This window comes from Nocardia sp. CA-084685 (genome assembly GCF_050955785.1).
Classification (GTDB): Bacteria; Actinomycetota; Actinomycetes; order Mycobacteriales; family Mycobacteriaceae; genus Nocardia.
In genome coordinates, this window is record NZ_CP192094.1 from 1223175 (window position 1) to 1238836 (window position 15662).

17 protein-coding genes are annotated in these 15662 nt (G+C 64.5%); 6 read left to right on the plus strand and 11 right to left on the minus strand.

Annotation, left to right across the window (positions count from 1 at the left end):
* Window positions 1-2 precede the first annotated feature (2 nt).
* Both ACQP2U_RS05300 and ACQP2U_RS05305 read left to right on the plus strand, forming a co-directional pair.
* On the plus strand, window positions 3-1340 hold the full coding sequence (locus tag ACQP2U_RS05300; protein ID WP_433713654.1) for a hypothetical protein: 1338 nt from the start codon (window positions 3-5) through the stop codon (window positions 1338-1340).
* Window positions 1337-2047 carry an ESX secretion-associated protein EspG gene (locus ACQP2U_RS05305; protein WP_433713655.1) on the plus strand — a complete coding sequence of 237 codons (711 nt, stop codon included), beginning with the start codon at window positions 1337-1339 and terminating at the stop codon, window positions 2045-2047. The genes ACQP2U_RS05300 and ACQP2U_RS05305 overlap by 4 nt, the downstream gene beginning before the upstream one ends.
* A gap of 298 nt (window positions 2048-2345) precedes the next feature.
* On the opposite strand, the gene ACQP2U_RS05310 is transcribed toward ACQP2U_RS05305, so the two are convergent.
* The 5 genes from ACQP2U_RS05310 to ACQP2U_RS05330 form a co-directional block, all read right to left on the minus strand.
* On the minus strand, window positions 2346-3110 hold the full coding sequence (locus ACQP2U_RS05310) for a hypothetical protein (RefSeq protein ID WP_433713656.1): 765 nt from the start codon (window positions 3108-3110) through the stop codon (window positions 2346-2348).
* On the minus strand, window positions 3107-3655 hold the full coding sequence (locus tag ACQP2U_RS05315; RefSeq protein ID WP_397031732.1) for a hypothetical protein: 549 nt from the start codon (window positions 3653-3655) through the stop codon (window positions 3107-3109). The genes ACQP2U_RS05310 and ACQP2U_RS05315 overlap by 4 nt, the downstream gene beginning before the upstream one ends.
* A complete protein-coding gene (locus ACQP2U_RS05320; protein ID WP_397031734.1) occupies window positions 3655-4332 on the minus strand; it encodes a hypothetical protein in 678 nt (225 codons plus the stop codon). The genes ACQP2U_RS05315 and ACQP2U_RS05320 overlap by 1 nt, the downstream gene beginning before the upstream one ends.
* Before the next feature lie 62 nt (window positions 4333-4394).
* Window positions 4395-4718 carry a type VII secretion target gene (locus ACQP2U_RS05325; protein WP_327095619.1) on the minus strand — a complete coding sequence of 108 codons (324 nt, stop codon included), beginning with the start codon at window positions 4716-4718 and terminating at the stop codon, window positions 4395-4397.
* Between the two features lie 494 nt (window positions 4719-5212).
* Complete coding sequence (locus ACQP2U_RS05330) at window positions 5213-6505, minus strand: D-alanyl-D-alanine carboxypeptidase family protein (RefSeq protein WP_433713657.1); 1293 nt, start codon at window positions 6503-6505, stop codon at window positions 5213-5215.
* A 127-nt stretch (window positions 6506-6632) separates the two neighbouring features.
* Between ACQP2U_RS05330 and ACQP2U_RS05335 the strand changes: the two genes are divergently transcribed.
* Together ACQP2U_RS05335 and ACQP2U_RS05340 are read left to right on the plus strand one after the other, a co-directional pair.
* Window positions 6633-8177 carry an MFS transporter gene (locus tag ACQP2U_RS05335; RefSeq protein WP_433713658.1) on the plus strand — a complete coding sequence of 515 codons (1545 nt, stop codon included), beginning with the start codon at window positions 6633-6635 and terminating at the stop codon, window positions 8175-8177.
* On the plus strand, window positions 8167-8772 hold the full coding sequence (locus ACQP2U_RS05340; protein ID WP_433713659.1) for a TetR family transcriptional regulator: 606 nt from the start codon (window positions 8167-8169) through the stop codon (window positions 8770-8772). The genes ACQP2U_RS05335 and ACQP2U_RS05340 overlap by 11 nt, the downstream gene beginning before the upstream one ends.
* Before the next feature lie 22 nt (window positions 8773-8794).
* Here ACQP2U_RS05340 and ACQP2U_RS05345 read toward each other — a convergent pair whose 3' ends face one another.
* From ACQP2U_RS05345 to ACQP2U_RS05355, 3 genes are all read right to left on the minus strand, one after another.
* Window positions 8795-9469 carry a SnoaL-like polyketide cyclase gene (locus tag ACQP2U_RS05345; protein ID WP_433713660.1) on the minus strand — a complete coding sequence of 225 codons (675 nt, stop codon included), beginning with the start codon at window positions 9467-9469 and terminating at the stop codon, window positions 8795-8797.
* Between the two features lie 132 nt (window positions 9470-9601).
* Window positions 9602-10495 carry a phenylalanine 4-monooxygenase gene (locus ACQP2U_RS05350; protein ID WP_433713661.1) on the minus strand — a complete coding sequence of 298 codons (894 nt, stop codon included), beginning with the start codon at window positions 10493-10495 and terminating at the stop codon, window positions 9602-9604.
* A gap of 128 nt (window positions 10496-10623) precedes the next feature.
* Window positions 10624-11184, minus strand: a complete 561-nt coding sequence (locus ACQP2U_RS05355; RefSeq protein ID WP_433713662.1) for a DUF4396 domain-containing protein — start codon at window positions 11182-11184, stop codon at window positions 10624-10626.
* A 118-nt stretch (window positions 11185-11302) separates the two neighbouring features.
* On the opposite strand from ACQP2U_RS05355, the gene ACQP2U_RS05360 reads away from it, so the two are divergent.
* Entirely contained in the window at window positions 11303-11506 is a 204-nt protein-coding gene (locus ACQP2U_RS05360; protein ID WP_433713663.1) for a type II toxin-antitoxin system VapB family antitoxin, read from the plus strand.
* Between the two features lie 410 nt (window positions 11507-11916).
* Complete coding sequence (locus tag ACQP2U_RS05365) at window positions 11917-12603, plus strand: JAB domain-containing protein (protein WP_433713664.1); 687 nt, start codon at window positions 11917-11919, stop codon at window positions 12601-12603.
* A gap of 5 nt (window positions 12604-12608) precedes the next feature.
* Here the strand turns inward: ACQP2U_RS05365 and ACQP2U_RS05370 are convergent, their stop codons facing one another.
* The 3 genes from ACQP2U_RS05370 to sdhA all read right to left on the minus strand — a co-directional run bounded on the left by ACQP2U_RS05370 (window position 12609) and on the right by sdhA (window position 15647).
* Entirely contained in the window at window positions 12609-12941 is a 333-nt protein-coding gene (locus ACQP2U_RS05370) for a GNAT family N-acetyltransferase (RefSeq protein WP_433713665.1), read from the minus strand.
* Between the two features lie 169 nt (window positions 12942-13110).
* Window positions 13111-13881 (minus strand): succinate dehydrogenase iron-sulfur subunit, encoded by a 771-nt coding sequence (locus ACQP2U_RS05375; RefSeq protein WP_433713666.1) that lies wholly within the window; start codon window positions 13879-13881, stop codon window positions 13111-13113.
* Window positions 13881-15647, minus strand: a complete 1767-nt coding sequence (gene sdhA / locus ACQP2U_RS05380; protein ID WP_397031758.1) for a succinate dehydrogenase flavoprotein subunit — start codon at window positions 15645-15647, stop codon at window positions 13881-13883. Before sdhA ends, ACQP2U_RS05375 begins: the two co-directional genes overlap by 1 nt.
* Window positions 15648-15662: the final 15 nt, after the last annotated feature.

The window sequence follows — 15662 nt, forward strand, 5'->3', positions numbered from 1 at the left end:
CCATGACCGGCCCTCTCGACATCAATAATGTTCCCTCAGCACTCGGCGCATTCGATTCGAGCCGCAAGCCCGACACCACTCAGCCGAGCACGCTTGCGCGCGGTCAGCAGCAGGGGGCGCAGCAGTACGAGACGAAACTCTCTGCCGATGGCCAGGATCCGGCGTACATCACTCGGATGGAGCAGTTCGAGGGCATCACGCATGAGGAGATCTACACTCACGCGCAGCAGATGAGTCCGGGCATCATGCATCATCAGGCCGATACCTGGATCAGCATCGCCACCGCGCTGAGCGGTGGACTGTTCGGCGCGAATCTCGCGATTCAGAAGGCATTGGCCTCGGGCATCGAGGGGACCATGGCCGATGCGGCTCTCGCTGCGGCGCAGACGTTTTATCGGCAGGCCAGCGATGTCGAGCAGGTGATCAATGCTTGTGGGCACCGGATAAAGGGTGTGGCGTCAGCCGCCGAGGTGGTGAAGATGACGGTGCCGCCGCCATCCGCGGCGGAGGGGAGCAGGGGTTCGGCGACCACGCTGGATCCGGCACAGGTCATCATTTCCGCGGTCGGCGCGGGACTGGTCGGGGCCGGTGACAGCGAGGAAGTCGCCTATCAGCGCGGTATCGAGGCGCTGCATCGCACGGCGATCGACACCATGAACAACAATTACAAACCGTCCTACGGTCCCGCCGGGTCCGGTGTCCCAACATTCGTGCCGGTCACGTCGCCAGGCGGAGGCAACGGCGTTAGCGGGCCGGGCGTAAGTAACGGGGGCGGCGATGGCGGCACCACCGGATCGGGCACTGGGAACACTGGCGGTGGCAACGGCGAGTCGAACGGATCGGGCACACCGGGGAGCGATCAGGGCACGGTGAACCCCACGGCCCTCGACTCGAATTCCACTACCGGACAACAGACGCAGTCTCCGACGACAGCCGCGAGCACTACCGCCACCTCGCCCGCCGCGACAACTACCACCCAGACGACCTCCGGACAGCCGGGCAGCTTCGGTACTTCTGGACCGGGTGGCACATCCGGACCCGGCAGCAGCACCACACCGAGTCCAGGGCGCAGTGTCACCGGCGTGCCGACGACCGGAAACTCCGGCGCGGCAATGGTTTCCACCGCGGCGACCAGCGCCGCCAGCAGCGGCCGCAACGGTATGTCGGGCATGTCCTCGCCCGGTGCGGGACGCAAATCGGGGGAGGACGAGTCGAGCCGCAAGGTCCCCGACTACCTGATCGGCCAGTACGAAGAACTGGTCGGCCCGGACGATCCCGCGGTTCCCCAGGCGATCGGGTCCGAGGTGCCCGCGGCCCACCCGAGCGGTGAGCACGGGTGAAATTCGAGTTCACGCCCGATGAGTTCATGCACATCTGGCGCGAGACGGGGTCGGATCGCTACCCCTTTCCGTTGCGCCTGATCGCCTCGGTGCGCTGGGAAGACGAATTCGACCAGCTCACCCGCGAATTGGACCGCCGCATGCCGCTGCACGCCAACCCGGACCTCTCGGCGGCCTTGCGTGTGGCCGCCGATCCGCGAATCGCATTGACGCTGACCGGAACTCGGCGACGCCCGCTGCGCGCGTTCGGCGCGATCGACGCCGACATCGGCGTCACCCTGGTGCAACGGCCGGGCCCCACCCCCGATTTCGGCGGCAATGTAGTGCTCGAGGTCGGCACCGCCGCGATCGCGGCCGCCGTATTCACGGCAGTGCTCGGCGACGTGCCGCCGGGACGTCATCCGGCCGTGGCCGAAGATGCCCAACGCCTGGTCGACGACCTCGAATCCTGGACCGGCCTCAAAGAGACAGCGTCCGACCGCATCTACCGCCTGCTGCGCGCCCCGCGCTCCGGTTCCGGAACCGTGGAAATCCTTCGCGGCCTACGTGATTCCCACCCCGCCCCACCTGAATACCTGAACTGGTTCGACATCGAAGGCGACGGCCGCTACCACTACCGCCACCAATACAACGAATTCCACATCGCCCCCTGCGACCAGTCCGCAATCCGCCGCGAAATCACCCGCCTGGCACAACCGCGCCCCTGATCCGCCGCTCCAGCGCCGACGGTCGCTTCCGGGTTCGATTGCCAGATGCTGGTTGCCAAAGAATCTGGGCAGCTCGAGCAAGGCCGTCAGTTCGAGACTTTTCGCACGTCTGCGCAGAAGCCGACGCTCGATCTAGGCAGTCTGCCGGGGCCGGTCGACGGGGAACAGCGACGCTGATATCGGGATGGCTCGGCGCGGGGTCTCCGCTCGAGCGAAGCGGTGGCAAATGCCGAGGGTGCATCTGCGGGTCTGCGCGATGTCCGTCTCGGCCGTCCCGGATGGCCGAGACGACCGATTCTTATTGCGTGCCAGGCTCTTTGTCGAGCGAAGGACTATAGCGCGGATCTTGTTCTATCGCTGCCCGGAAGCGGGGGTGAGCTTGGACGAAGGCGAACCTTTCGTCACAGATGGGGCGGTACGTCACCCGCTGGGCACTCTTGCCGAACAGGTGGATGACCACCACCAGCCCCAGCGGAATCGAACCCGGGAAGAGTGCGAGTACCAGCGGGATGAGCAGGGGATCGACATGCGCCACACTGACTATCACCACAGCGACGAGATTGGCGACCATCAGCCATAGCAGCGAGCGGGCGGCCCAGCGGTATCGCCCGGACGTACGGACGCATCGGTCACAGACGGGCCACTCGCCGACGAGGATCGTCGAAACAGGTGCGACCGGCACCACGCCTCCGGTGAACAAGTTCTTGCCGAGGTCTCGTTCTCTGGCTGTGCGATGAAACCGAGGATGTAGCTCCGTGTCGTAGAAGCTGGCCCGCACGTGGTTTCGCGACACCGCCGGAAGACCGTGCCCGGGACACAAATCGGGCAGAGATTGCGCAATTTCCAGTTCGAGTGGTTCGACGCGTAGCCGCCGGGGCGTTTTCCGCCAGAGCGAACCGGTATTCGGCAAAGGGGCCTGACACCGACGCAGCCGGATCGTCACGTCGTCCTCGTGCGTGTACGGCCGCTGATACACCGGTGGATTCGGTGGTAGTGGGGTCGCCTCGAAGCCGTCACCGCTGTTGGGGCGGTAATAGTCACCGGCCAGGCGAGGTAGCCTCACTCGAGCCATCCGCGTTGGTTGCGGTCCTGAAAGTACAGATCGTCGTCGTCCAGGTCGTCGGGTGTGACGATCCGATCGCGGTTGGGCTTCCGAGTTCCTGGAATCACATGGCTCGCAGGGCGGTTACCGCTGCTTCCGACCTCGGAGGCCGCCGTCGACGGTGTTCCCTGGGGAGCACTGGTCGGCGATTGCTCGGGCGACGAACTCGGGGATGGCTCTGCGGGGGGCGAAGTTTCGGGATCCTGGTTCCGGTAGCTTTCGAGGATCGCGTTTCCCAGTTCGGCCTTTCGCTGGATTTCCTCGGGCGATGTCGCCGCGAAATCCTCTAGCGCCTTGGGGATGACCGCGTCGCCGAGACGCGCGAACGACTCGCTGTGCACGAGATCGCGGATGGTGCCCTTCCCTTGCAGGATCTCCTGCATTTGCGCCTTCAGATCCGGGGCGAGGCCCGGGCTGCCGACAATGATGTTCAGAGCCTTCGCAAGGTGACGTGACATGCCGACATCGCCGCCGGCGAGATCCAGCATCGGTTCCTCGCGATTCATCAGTTCACCCCGGGATGGTCGTAGGTTCCGCCGAGACTGGGGATCTGGAATTCCATCGCGGTCCCGATGAACGCCGTGATCGTGCCGAGCGCTGCTTGTGCGGCAGCCAGCAAGGCTCCAAGGTTCTTGATTTGTTTCACAACATTGAGTGTCATCGCGAGGAGGATGGCATTGCAGACGACCTCGAGTGCGGCTGCGGCGGAGGCGCCGACGCCGGTCGCTGCTGCAGCAGCTGCGGCGGCTTGCGTCAGAACCCACTGAACCGCACGGTCGCCGAGTTCCAGTATTCCCGCTTGGACGGTCTGCGCGATGCCGAACGAAGCCCACGCGAACGCGGCGGTCGCGTTGGCGATCTGTGTCAGTGGCTCGACCTGCCCGTCGAGGGCCGTCGTCAGTTTGGAGAAGTAATCGGCCGCGCTGGTGGCCGCGTTGCCCTGCCACGATGATTCGACATTTTTCATCGCTGCGTCGATCGCGTCACCGTAGGCGGTGTTATATGCGGCCAGATTCTCTACCGCTTTAGCGGACTCGAGCAGCTCTTGCCAATCTCCTCCAAAATACTTCTGTACATCTTCGATCGGGTTCCATCCGGTCAACGAGACGATGACGTTCAAGTAGTAGGTAACGCTGTACGCGTTTCCGAGGACGAAGTCGACCAGAGTTCCTCCGGTCGACAACCAGGCCTCTACCTGCGGTTCGACGAGCTTCGCGGTCGGATCGGAGGCGGTAGTAGTGTCGGTCATTTGCTGGCCTTTGTCGGGTAGGTCTTGTCGAGCGCTTCGGCCCGTGCTTTGTCGACCGTTCGGTACATGTTCGCGGCGTTCTTCAACTCCGTGGCGGATTCGCTTGTCTTGGAGCCCAGCCGTGTGTAATTCACCGCCAGTTCGTCACAGGCTTCTTGAAGTACGCCGATGAGAGGTTTCAGGGCCAAACCGGCATTGCTTTCCAGGTCGAGATGCTTCTTGGCATACTCGACCGCCTTCGCGCTTCCCACCGCGATTTCCGCCAGCTGGTCTGCCGCCTTATCGATATCGTCTGGGGCGACCTTGAATTCGTAGGTCATTCTTTGACTTTCTGTTGATGTGGCGATAACCGCGCGTGCCGACGCAATCCCGTTCGTTTCCGGCTGAGGCGGCATGTCGGGCGCGCGTCTACTTGGCCGATCGGTGCGAGAACTCGACCTGGCGGTAGGGAGGTGAGTACCCTGGCCGGATTCCGGTGCCAGGGTGTACTTCTCGGGGCAGTTGGGGTAGCGGCCGTCGGCAGTAGAGCGTGGAAGCCGTGGATTTCGGCGCAGAGCCCTACCACCTCGCGTGCCGACCCACCAACCGCCGAGTCGCCAGTCCGCCCTGCCATCGCGGTCACCCCCTAGTGAATCGCCGTAAGAATACTTCACGAAGAGCATCCGGCCCAGGTTCCGGACGAGGCCCACCACCCGCAGCGCAGCGGGGTGAACTGGCGGAGAACTGTCGCGGCAGAAGGCCGTTGGCGGTGGAAAGTCGTTCGACAGGTAGGATCTTGAAATACCTCTGCCGCAACGGCTTTTGGAACTTCGGTCTATCGGTGGCGGCTCACGCGACGAGCTCCGAGCAGCAGTGCGAGGACCAGGATGACGCCGCCTACCAGCGATAGCGCACGGGGGCCCGTGTGGTTGTCGGGTTCATCGACAGACTGTGCCTCGTGGTCGGTGTCTTTCGGTGGTGGAAAGGCAAGTCCCGCAGCGCTTTTCGTCGATGCGGACTTGGTTTCGGGAAGCTTGCCGACGGTGGATCCCTTCGGCAGGGCGAAACCGTAGTCGAGCAGGCGCGCGGCCTGTTCCCACGGACGCAGCGGCAGCACATCGGCTTTCAGCAGCGTCACGACGAGTCGGCGGCCGTCGCGCTGGGCGGCGGCGACGAAGGTCTGTCTGGCGTCATCGGTGTAACCGGTCTTGCCGCCGAGCGCACCGTCGTAGTCGTAGAGCAGGTGGTTGTCGTTGGCGATGGGGAAGCCCGGATGATCTTTGTCATCAGGGTTCTTCGGGTCCTTGGGGTAGCCGGGAAAGTCGACTTGCTCGGTGTGGATGAATTCGGCGAACAGGGGAATGGTCATGGCCTCGCGGAACAGCACCGACAGGTCGTAGGCCGAGCTGCTCATGCCGGGACCGTCCAGACCGGACGGGCTGGCGGTGCGAGTATCCAAGGCGTACAACGATTTTGCCAGTTCGTTCATCTTCTGCACGGCACCGGCGTCGCCGCCGAGTTGGGCGGCGATGGCGTGTGCGGCATCGTTGCCCGACGCCATGATCAGCGCCTGCATGAGCTGTCGGTTGGTGTAGCGGCCACCGGGACCGATGCCGACCCGGGTGCCGTCGGCATTCGCATCCTCCTGCGTCCCGGTGACGGTCTTGTTCAGATCGAGGCTGCGCAGCGCGACGGTCGCGAGCAGCACCTTGATTGTGCTTGCGGGCCGGTAGCGACCGTGCGGGTCCTTGGCGGCGAGTACCTCACCGGTATCGAGATCCGATACCTGCCAGGCGGTGGCCGAAATGTCCTGGGGTACCGCCGGTGCGCCGCGCGGGATGACGACGCCGCATTCACCCAGACGTGAGCCGCCGACCGGCGGAATCGGCACGGCCAGCGCGGTCGGCGTCGGCTGTCCGGGTTCAGGGACCTCGGATTCGTCGATCGGATTGGGCGGCTTGGTCTTCTGCGGGCAGCTGTCGGTATTCGGCGTGCTGAACGGCGTCGTCGTCGCGGTCGTCGGCGTTGCCTGTGAAACGGTCGCGGCAGGGCCCCACATCACGGCTGTTACGGCCAGTGCGGAGCCGAGGCAGAGTGCGACGAGGAGGCGAAGATCCCGGGTGCTCATCGGCTGCGAGCCTACTGACCGGCCGCGTTGTGGGCGGCTAAGAGGCGCGGATGGATCGAGTATTGACAGGAACTATTAAATGAGAGTTACTATCAAAAAGTAGTAACTATCATTTTCTGGAGGGGCTATGAAGACAGACTCGACTCGCCGCTGGCTGGCGCTGGGGGCGCTGGCCTTGGCGATGCTGACCATCGGCCTGGATATGACCGTGCTGACCGTCGCGCTGTCCACGCTCGCTGTCGACCTGAATGCGAATACTGGCGCGCTGCAGTGGTTCAGTTCCGCATACACATTGGCGCTCGCGGCCGTGATGCTGCCCGCCGGCGCGCTCGGCGACCGTTACGGCCGCAAAAAGCTGCTGCTCGGCGCGCTGGTGCTGTTCGGTGCGGCCTCGCTGGCCTGTGCCTTCGCCACCACCGCCGGTCAACTCATCGCGGCCCGCGTGGTACTCGGCGTCGCGGCGGCGGTCATGATGCCGCTGTCGATGGCGGTGCTGCCAGTACTGTTCCCGGATTCGGCGCAGCGGGCCAAGGCCATGAACATCTGGGTCACCTCGACCGCACTGGGACTGCCGCTCGGTCCGATCCTCGGCGGTTGGCTGATCGATAACTTCTGGTGGGGTTCGGTATTCCTGATCAATGTTCCGATGGTGGTGCTGGGCGCGGCGGCCGTCGCGGCCCTGGTGCCGGAATCGCGGAACCCAGATCAGCGGCCGATGGATTTGCCGGGCATCGCGCTGTCGATCCTCGGTATGGTCGGCGTCACTTACGGATTCATCCGGCTCGGTGATAAGGGATGGGGCAACGGGCTCGGTTGGGGTGCGTTGCTCGGCGGCGTCGCGATCGTCGCGGTATTCATCGTGTGGCAGCGGCGTGCGAGCTTCCCGCTGGTCGATCTGGGTCTGTTCGGCAGCCCGGGTTTCCGCTGGGGCGCGGCGTTCACCGTGATTATCACCTTCGGTCTGTTCGGCCTGTTCTTCACCGTGCCGCAGTACTTCCAGGCGGTCCTCGGCGTCGATGCGCTCGGCAGCGGAGTGCGGCTGCTGCCGATGATCGCCGGACTGCTGGTCGGATCGCGGCTGGGGGATCGGTTGCAGCCGAAACTGGGACCGGCGCTCATGGTGGCGCTCGGCCTGACGGTACTGGCAGTCGGCATGGGCTTGGGCGGGCTGACCGATCTGGGGACTTCGTACTGGTTCGTGGCCCTGTGGGTCGGGTTGACCGGTGCGGGCATGGGCCTCGGACTGCCGGTCGGTATGGCGGTCGCGTTGGACAATCTCGAGGTGGCCCGCGCGGGCGTCGGCTCGGCACTGGTGCAGGCACTGCGTCAGGCGGCGGGCACGATCGCGGTGGCGCTGCTGGGCACCGTGCTGGCTACCGTGTACCGCGACGATCTCGGTGCGCTGAATGTCGATCCTATTCGCGATAGCGTGAATTCCGGTGTGGCAGTCGCGAACTCGACCGGCAATGCCGCCATGCTGGAGCAGGTGCAGTCGGCGTTCGTCGGCGGGATGAGCGCGATGCTGTGGGTATGTGCGGCCATCTGCGCGGTGGCGGTACCGCTCGCACTGCGGGTGCTGCCACGGCGGTCGACGGGCGCACCACAACGCCCGGAGGCGATACCGGACGCGCGGGTGCCGGTTGATGGGCCAGAATCGACATATGTCGGTTGAGTTGCCCGCGGACGGGACGGCCGCGCAGAGCCTGCGCGAGCGGAAGAAGGAACGGACCCGCCGGACGATTCGTGAAGAAGCGTTCCGGCTGTTCCGCGAGCAGGGCTACAGCGAGACCACCATCGAGCAGATCGCCGCGGCGGCCGAGGTCTCACCCAGCACCTTCTTCCGCTATTTTCCGACCAAGGAACAGTTGGTGCTCGCCGACGATCTCGATCCGCTGATGATCGACGCGATACGGGCCCAACCACACGACATCCCACCGTTGACCGCGTTCCGCAATGCGACGGCACAGGTGTTCGGGAACCTGCCCGCCGCCGAGCTGGCATTCGAGCAGGAGCGTCAGGCGCTGCTCTATCACGTGCCGGAACTGCGCGCGGCCATCGGTTTGGAACTGCAGCGCGGCATCGACCTGTTGGCGACTCTGCTCGCCGAGCATATGGGTCGGGATATGGACGATTTCGAGATACGCGTGACCGCCGGTGCCATGGCTGGGATCGCGCTCGGCATCGCGAAGCTCTCGCCGCTCAATGCCGAGAACCTCAATCGCGCAATGGATTTCCTGGAGGCGGGGTTACCGCTCGGCAAGCAGTAGTGCTGCCGAGCGGCGGAAAGTCCTAGGCGGACTTGGTAACCGGGCACCCGTGTGCCAATGGGCCGAGCAACTTGTTGTTGTCGTAGAAATGCTCGAGTTCGAGAATGCGCAGGTCGTCGCTGACCCTGGCGATCGTCACGCCGAACATCTCGATCAATGCGCTGGTGGGCTGGTGGCCCTTGTATTCGCCGTCGTAGCGACCCCAGTGCCGCCAGCGGAAGGTGACCGCGGGCGGTCCGGCCAGCACCTCGAGCACCTCCCAGAAGAAGCCCTTCGGGAAGGCGGTATGGAAGATCTCATGCGAGGACTCGAAGGTCTCTCGCTCGACCTCGTAGTACGGGTTATCGCCGATCAGGATGTTGTAGCTGCCGATCCGTGCGAATTCCTCGGCGTCCTGCCACGCTCCGCCGTTGACTCGGCCACGGTAGTGCTCGGCTACCAGCGACACCCAGGTCGCTGGGTCCTTCTTGTGTGAGACCTCCATTTCGAAGACTCGCACCAGATCCTCGACGATGGCTTCGAGTGAGCCCGCCGCATGCTCGGTGGTGCGCTCGCGCGGCACGGTTTCGTTGGTCAGGTGGTAGTCGGGCGCGCCGTTGCGCCAATGCTCGGCCGGCGTCGCGGCGACCACCGCGTCCCGGCCCTGTAGCCACAGCGGCGTCGTCTCGGCTGTGGAATCGGTTGTATCAACAGTCATCTCGGCTCGCGCCCCTTCGAAGAGATCGGACGCGAGGCAGGCTAACAGCCGGTTGGTGGATTGTCGCGACAGGTGTGAATCCGGCGAACTACAGTGTCCTCCAGCAACTTTCGAGTTTTAAACGATGATGTGTCACATTCTGGTCGACGTGTGCAATGCGCGGTGCGGCGAATCGTCGTCCATGGTGCTGAAAAATCCGCCGATCACATCCTCGATTTCCGAAATCGACTGTGCGCAATACAGAATCGGTTGGTAGTGCGTGATGTCGTAGACGGCGGTGCCCATCCTCGCCACATCCAGCGGTCGCAGCTCGGCGTGCTGGAACTCCTCGATCTCGCCGTAAGAGGACAGTAGTCCGGCTCCGTAGCAACGAATTTCGCCGTTCTCGCGAACCGCGCCGAATTCCATGGAGAACCAGAACACATCGGCGAGGAACTTCAGCGCCGTCTCGGTGGTCAGCCGGGTGACGGCGGCGCCGACCGCTTCGTAGATGGCGGCGAAACGCGGACTGGCTATCTGATTGGCGTGCCCGATGATCTCGTGGATGGCATCGGGCTCCGGGGTGTACAGCGGGGCCGAATGGTGCCGGATGTACTGGGTGGAGTGGAAGGTCCGGTCGGCGAAGGAGCCGAAGAACTCGCGCAGCGGCACCAGACCCGCGGCGGGTACGTAGCGGAATCCGGTCAGCGGGGTCAGCGCGGCGGAGACCTCGTCGAGCTGCGGAATGTGATCGCTCGGCAAATCGAGCCGGGCGGCGGCCGCGAGCACTTCGGCGGCGGCGTACTTCTGGTGTTTGCGTGCGAGTTCGGCCGACACGATGCGCCACACCTGCTGTTCCTCATCGGTGTAGTCGATATGCGGCAACGCTTTATCCGGTGTGTAATCCAGCGCGAGCGCCGCGATCGCATTGCGGCGGGCGCGGTATTCGGGATCGTGCACGCCGGGGTGCTCGTCGCTCAGGTGCACCATGACATCGCCATCGCCGGACCGAGTCACCGGCGAGTACAGCTGAGCTTCGGTGAACATACGTCGATGCAAGCACCGCCGGGCGGTGGCGACAACAAAAGCCCGCCCAGCTTGTCAAACTGCCTAGCTGGTCGGGCTTGTTCGCGTTGTTACCGGCAGTAGACCGGTCATGGCGGTGGCGAAAGTGTTCAGTGGTGGCCGTGCAATTCGTGCACCACCGCATGGCCCTTGCCGCGTCCGATCATCCACTTGTTGATCGGTGTGGTGAGGATGAAGGCGACGACCAGAGAGAAAGCCAGAGTCGCCCAGAACATGACTGTATCCAGATGTGCGTCCATGGCACCGGGCACCGCGAGGATGACGGCATTGTCGACGATCTCCATGACCGTGATCGAGACCGTATCAGCGGCCAGCGCCGTAGTGATCGCTGCCGCCAGCGGCAGACCCGCCTTCAGGACCCCACGCATGGTCAGTGCGTAGCCGAAGAAGAAGGCAAGCACGATTGCCAGCACCATGGTCGCGGTGTTGTTCCAGCCGAGCGCGGTGCCGATCACCATGCCGAGGATTTCGCCGATCGCGCAGCCGGTGAGGCAGTGCAGGGTGGCCTGGGCGGCCATCCGCCAGGACGCCGGAACGTGATGCTCGGGGTTTGCGTGCCCAGTATGCCCGGCGGCTGCCGCATGCGCGGAATGTGCTGTGTGTCCGGCATGTTCGTGGTGTTCGATGGGCGTTCCGTGCTCGTGCTCCATGCGGAGAACTATACCCCCGTAGGGTAGTTAGTCAAGTACCGATACCGGTGTTGTGCCCGATTTGCCAGACATCAGCGGGTCGGATAAAGCAATATGGCGAATGTACGAAGGAGGGCGCATGAAATCCGTGCGGATCGATCTCGACCAGCAACTGCTCGCCGCCGCGGCCGCCATCATGGGCACATCGACGAGCAACGCCACCATCAACGAGGCGCTGCGCCGAATCGTTGTGCACGAGCGGCAACTTCACCATCTGGAGCGGTTGGCTGCCAGTGTGCTGTGTGCTCTGCCCGGACCCGAGATCGCGGTTGCCGACGGCTGATCGGGGTCACCGCATCGGGCAGCGCAGCCCTTCCTGCGGTGAGGTCAGCTCGATCAGGTACTTCAGGACCGGTTCGTCGACGCATTCGATGCCGTTCATGGCATCCGAATAGCCAAGGCCGCGACCGTCATTCGTGGTGGCAGGGTGCTCGGCCAGCGGCTATGGCAAATTCGTCCATGCGCTCGGACGCCCTGGCCGGATCAGTGCCGATAGGACAGTCCTCTTGCCCGATCCGGTCACGGTGCGCAGACCGTGGTCGGTATCGCATCCGAAGCGGTGTCGACCGCGTCCGACCTGTCAACCCAGCAAAGCGACAGTCGTTGGGAAGGATGCGACGGTGGAAGCCTTCCCATCTTCAATGTCGGTGGGGGCTGGCATGATGCGCAAGATCGCACCGCATTCGAGGGGGGATGATGTCGGTACCCATCGCCAAACTGCCATTCGGCCAACGTCCACGGGAACGGCTGCTCACGCTCGGCCCGCACGCGCTCAGTGACAGCGAATTGCTCGCCGTGCTGCTGCGCCAGGGACGCCGGGGCGAAAGCGCACTGGACATGGCCGCCGAACTGATTGCCGAGCACGGCGGCATCGCCGGTTTGGCGGCCGCGCGGCCGGAGGAATTATCGCGGCGAGCGGGCGTCGGGGAGGCCAAGGCCGCGGCCATCATCGCCGCCTTTCACCTCGCGACCAGGGCCCGCAGCAGTCCGGAAAGCGCCCCGCGCCTGGACGCCGCCGCCGATGTCGTTCGGGTGGCGCTGCCGCTGTTCGCCGGTGCCCGTGTCGAACGACTGCTGGTGCTGGTGTGCGATGCGCAGAATCGATTGCGGCACAAGGTATTCGTGGCCGAAGGTGCGATCGATCAGGTCGCCGTCCCGGTCCGCGAAATACTCAATACCGTGCTGCGTCACGACGGTCGCGCCTTCGCGGTGGTGCACAATCATCCCTCCGGCGACCCGGTCCCCAGCTTCGACGACCGTCGCGCGACCAGTCTGCTCATCGAATCCGCTCGCATCGTCGGCCTGCGTTTCCTCGACCACGTGGTGATCGCAGGGGAGGGGTGGGCGAGCGCCGCACCGTTGCAGCGGTCGGGTGCGTGATGCGATCAGCGGGGCAGTGCCGGAATGCGCTGCAGCAATGCGGGTGTCGGTTCGTCGACGCTGGTAGCGAAGTCGTTGTTCCTGGTGACCCACCGCACCACGAACGGGCACACCGGTACGATCCGGCGGCCGCTCGCTACCGTGTCCGCCAGCGCGTCGTGGATCAGGATGCTGCCCAATCCTCTTCCGCCGAACGCCGGATCGACCTCGGTCGCATAGAAGACACGGTGCGCACCATCATCGAAATACAGCTCTTCGCCGACGGGCGTGCCATCGAGTCGGATTTCGTACGCGTTGCGCGCGGGAACGCTGATTACCTCTACTTTCGGTTCACTCATGCCCCCTGGAACGCATCCGTACCGCCGTTTATTGCCTAGACGACGAGGGCTACCGAAATGTCCCTGAATGGGAATGAAATGGGAAAAGCTCCGCAGCGGGGGATCCTATTGCGCAGACGACGAAGGCCGCCCGCATCTTTTGATGCGGGCGGCCTTCGCGTGCCTCGACTCAGCGGGCGAACAGCAGTGCGCGCTTGACTTCCTGGATGGCCTTGGTGACCTCGATGCCGCGGGGGCAGGCATCGGTGCAGTTGAAGGTGGTGCGGCAGCGCCAGACGCCTTCGACATCGTTGAGGATGTCGAGGCGTTCGCGGGCGCCTTCGTCACGGCTGTCGAAGATGAAGCGGTGTGCGTTCACGATCGCGGCCGGGCCGAAGTAGCTGCCGTCGCTCCAGTACACGGGGCAGGAGGTGGTGCAGCAGGCGCACAGGATGCACTTGGTGGTGTCGTCGAACCGGGCGCGGTCGGCCTGGCTCTGGATGCGCTCGCGGGTGGGCTCGTTACCCGAGGTGATCAGGTAGGGCTTCACGGCACGGAACGCGTCGAAGAACGGCTCCATGTTGACCACGAGGTCCTTCTCCACGGGCAGGCCGCGGATCGGCTCGACGGTGATGGTGAGGGTCTTGCCGCTCTTGGGCAGCATGTCCTTCATCAGCACCTTGCAGGCCAGCCGGTTCACGCCGTTGATTCGCATGGCATCCGAACCACAGACGCCGTGCGCGCAGGAGCGGCGGAAGGTGAGCGTGCCGTCCAGGTAGGACTTGATGTAGATGAGCACGTTCAGGAAGCGGTCGGTCGGGAGCACCGGTACCTGGAAGGTCTCCCAGTGCGCACCCTTGTCGTCCTCCGGGTTGAACCGGGCGATCTTGACGTCGACCATGACCGAACCCTCGGGCACCGGTGCGGCCTTTTGCGGGGGTGTGTCGAGTGCGGCAGTCATCAGTACTTACGCTCCATCGGCTCGTAGCGGGTCTGCACCACCGGCTTGAAGTCGAGGCGGATATCGGAGATGAGCTCCGCACCCTCCTTGTAAGCCATCGTGTGCCGCATGAAGTTCACGTCATCGCGATCCGGGTAGTCCTCGCGGGCGTGACCGCCGCGCGATTCCTTGCGGTTGAGCGCGCCGACCACGGTGACCTCGGCCAGCTCCAGCAGGAAGCCGAGCTCGACGGCCTCGAGCAGGTCGCTGTTGTAGCGCTTGCCCTTGTCCTGCACCGTGATTCGGGTGTAGCGCTCCTTGAGCGCGTGGATATCGGTGAGCGCCTGCTTGAGGGTGTCCTCGGTGCGGAACACCGCGGCGTTCATATCCATCGTGTATTGCAGTTCGGTGCGGATATCGGCGACGCGCTCGTTGCCGTGCTCCGACAGCAGCATGGCCAGCCAGTCCTGCACCATTTTCGCCGGATTCTCCGGCATCTCGACGAACTCGGTGCGCTGGGCGTACTCCGCGGCGGCGATGCCGGAGCGGCGGCCGAAGACGTTGATGTCGAGCAGCGAGTTGGTGCCGAGACGGTTGGAGCCGTGCACCGAAACGCACGCGCATTCACCCGCGGCGTACAGGCCGGGCACCACATCGGTGTTGTTGCGCAGCACCTCGCCGCGAATCCGGGTCGGGATGCCACCCATCACGTAGTGACAGGTCGGCATGACCGGCACCAGTTCCTTCACCGGGTCCACACCCAGGTAGGTGCGTGCGAATTCGGTGATGTCGGGCAGCTTTTCCTCGAGCACGTCCTCGCCGAGGTGGGTCACGTCGATGTAGACGTAGTCCTTGTTCGGTCCGGCGCCGCGGCCCTCGAGCACCTCGAGCACCATCGAGCGGGCGACGATATCGCGTGGTGCGAGGTCCTTGATGGTGGGGGCGTAGCGCTCCATGAAGCGCTCACCGCTGGCGTTGCGCAGGATGCCGCCCTCACCGCGGACGGCCTCGGAGATCAGAATGCCAAGACCGGCAAGGCCTGTCGGGTGGAACTGGTGGAACTCCATGTCCTCCAGCGGCAGACCCTTGCGGAACACGATCGCCATACCGTCACCGGTCAGCGTGTGCGCGTTCGAGGTGGTCTTGTACATCCGGCCGGAACCGCCGGTGGCGAAGATGATCGACTTCGCGTGGAAGACATGCAGTTCGCCGGTGGCGAGCTCATAGGCGACCACACCCGTCGCGACCGGACCACGCTCGGTCTCGGACATGACCAGGTCGAGCACATAGAACTCGTTGAAGAACTCCACATCGTGCTTGACGCAGTTCTGGTAGAGCGTCTGCAGGATCATGTGGCCGGTGCGGTCGGCGGCATAGCACGCGCGCCGGACCGGGGCCTTCCCGTGATCGCGGGTGTGACCACCGAAGCGGCGCTGGTCGATCTTGCCCTCGGGCGTGCGGTTGAACGGCAGACCCATCTTCTCCAGGTCCATCACCGCGTCGATGGCCTCCTTGGCCATGATCTCCGCGGCATCCTGGTCGACCAGGTAGTCGCCACCCTTGACGGTGTCGAAGGTGTGCCATTCCCAGTTGTCTTCTTCGACATTGGCCAGTGCGGCACACATGCCGCCCTGCGCCGCGCCGGTGTGACTGCGGGTCGGGTAGAGCTTGGTCAGGACGGCGGTGCGGGCTCGGGGCCCGGCCTCGATCGCCGCGCGCATACCGGCGCCACCGGCACCGACAATGACGACGTCGTAGCGGTGCTCCTGAATCCGGGATTCACTCATGCCTGCACCTCGCTG

Excerpts from the sequence above, each read along its gene's own strand:
- sdhA (WP_397031758.1), bottom strand. The coding sequence starts at position 15,647 with ATGAGTGAATCCCGGATTCAGGAGCACCGCTACGACGTCGTCATTGTC.
- ACQP2U_RS05315 (WP_397031732.1), bottom strand. The coding sequence starts at position 3,655 with ATGAATCGCGAGGAACCGATGCTGGATCTCGCCGGCGGCGATGTCGGC.
- ACQP2U_RS05325 (WP_327095619.1), bottom strand. The coding sequence starts at position 4,718 with ATGACCTACGAATTCAAGGTCGCCCCAGACGATATCGATAAGGCGGCA.
- ACQP2U_RS05340 (WP_433713659.1), top strand. The coding sequence starts at position 8,167 with ATGTCGGTTGAGTTGCCCGCGGACGGGACGGCCGCGCAGAGCCTGCGC.
- ACQP2U_RS05370 (WP_433713665.1), bottom strand. The coding sequence starts at position 12,941 with ATGAGTGAACCGAAAGTAGAGGTAATCAGCGTTCCCGCGCGCAACGCG.
- ACQP2U_RS05360 (WP_433713663.1), top strand. The coding sequence starts at position 11,303 with ATGAAATCCGTGCGGATCGATCTCGACCAGCAACTGCTCGCCGCCGCG.
- ACQP2U_RS05365 (WP_433713664.1), top strand. The coding sequence starts at position 11,917 with ATGATGTCGGTACCCATCGCCAAACTGCCATTCGGCCAACGTCCACGG.
- ACQP2U_RS05330 (WP_433713657.1), bottom strand. The coding sequence starts at position 6,505 with ATGAGCACCCGGGATCTTCGCCTCCTCGTCGCACTCTGCCTCGGCTCC.
- ACQP2U_RS05345 (WP_433713660.1), bottom strand. The coding sequence starts at position 9,469 with ATGACTGTTGATACAACCGATTCCACAGCCGAGACGACGCCGCTGTGG.
- ACQP2U_RS05350 (WP_433713661.1), bottom strand. The coding sequence starts at position 10,495 with ATGTTCACCGAAGCTCAGCTGTACTCGCCGGTGACTCGGTCCGGCGAT.
- ACQP2U_RS05375 (WP_433713666.1), bottom strand. The coding sequence starts at position 13,881 with ATGACTGCCGCACTCGACACACCCCCGCAAAAGGCCGCACCGGTGCCC.
- ACQP2U_RS05300 (WP_433713654.1), top strand. The coding sequence starts at position 3 with ATGACCGGCCCTCTCGACATCAATAATGTTCCCTCAGCACTCGGCGCA.
- ACQP2U_RS05355 (WP_433713662.1), bottom strand. The coding sequence starts at position 11,184 with ATGGAGCACGAGCACGGAACGCCCATCGAACACCACGAACATGCCGGA.
- ACQP2U_RS05335 (WP_433713658.1), top strand. The coding sequence starts at position 6,633 with ATGAAGACAGACTCGACTCGCCGCTGGCTGGCGCTGGGGGCGCTGGCC.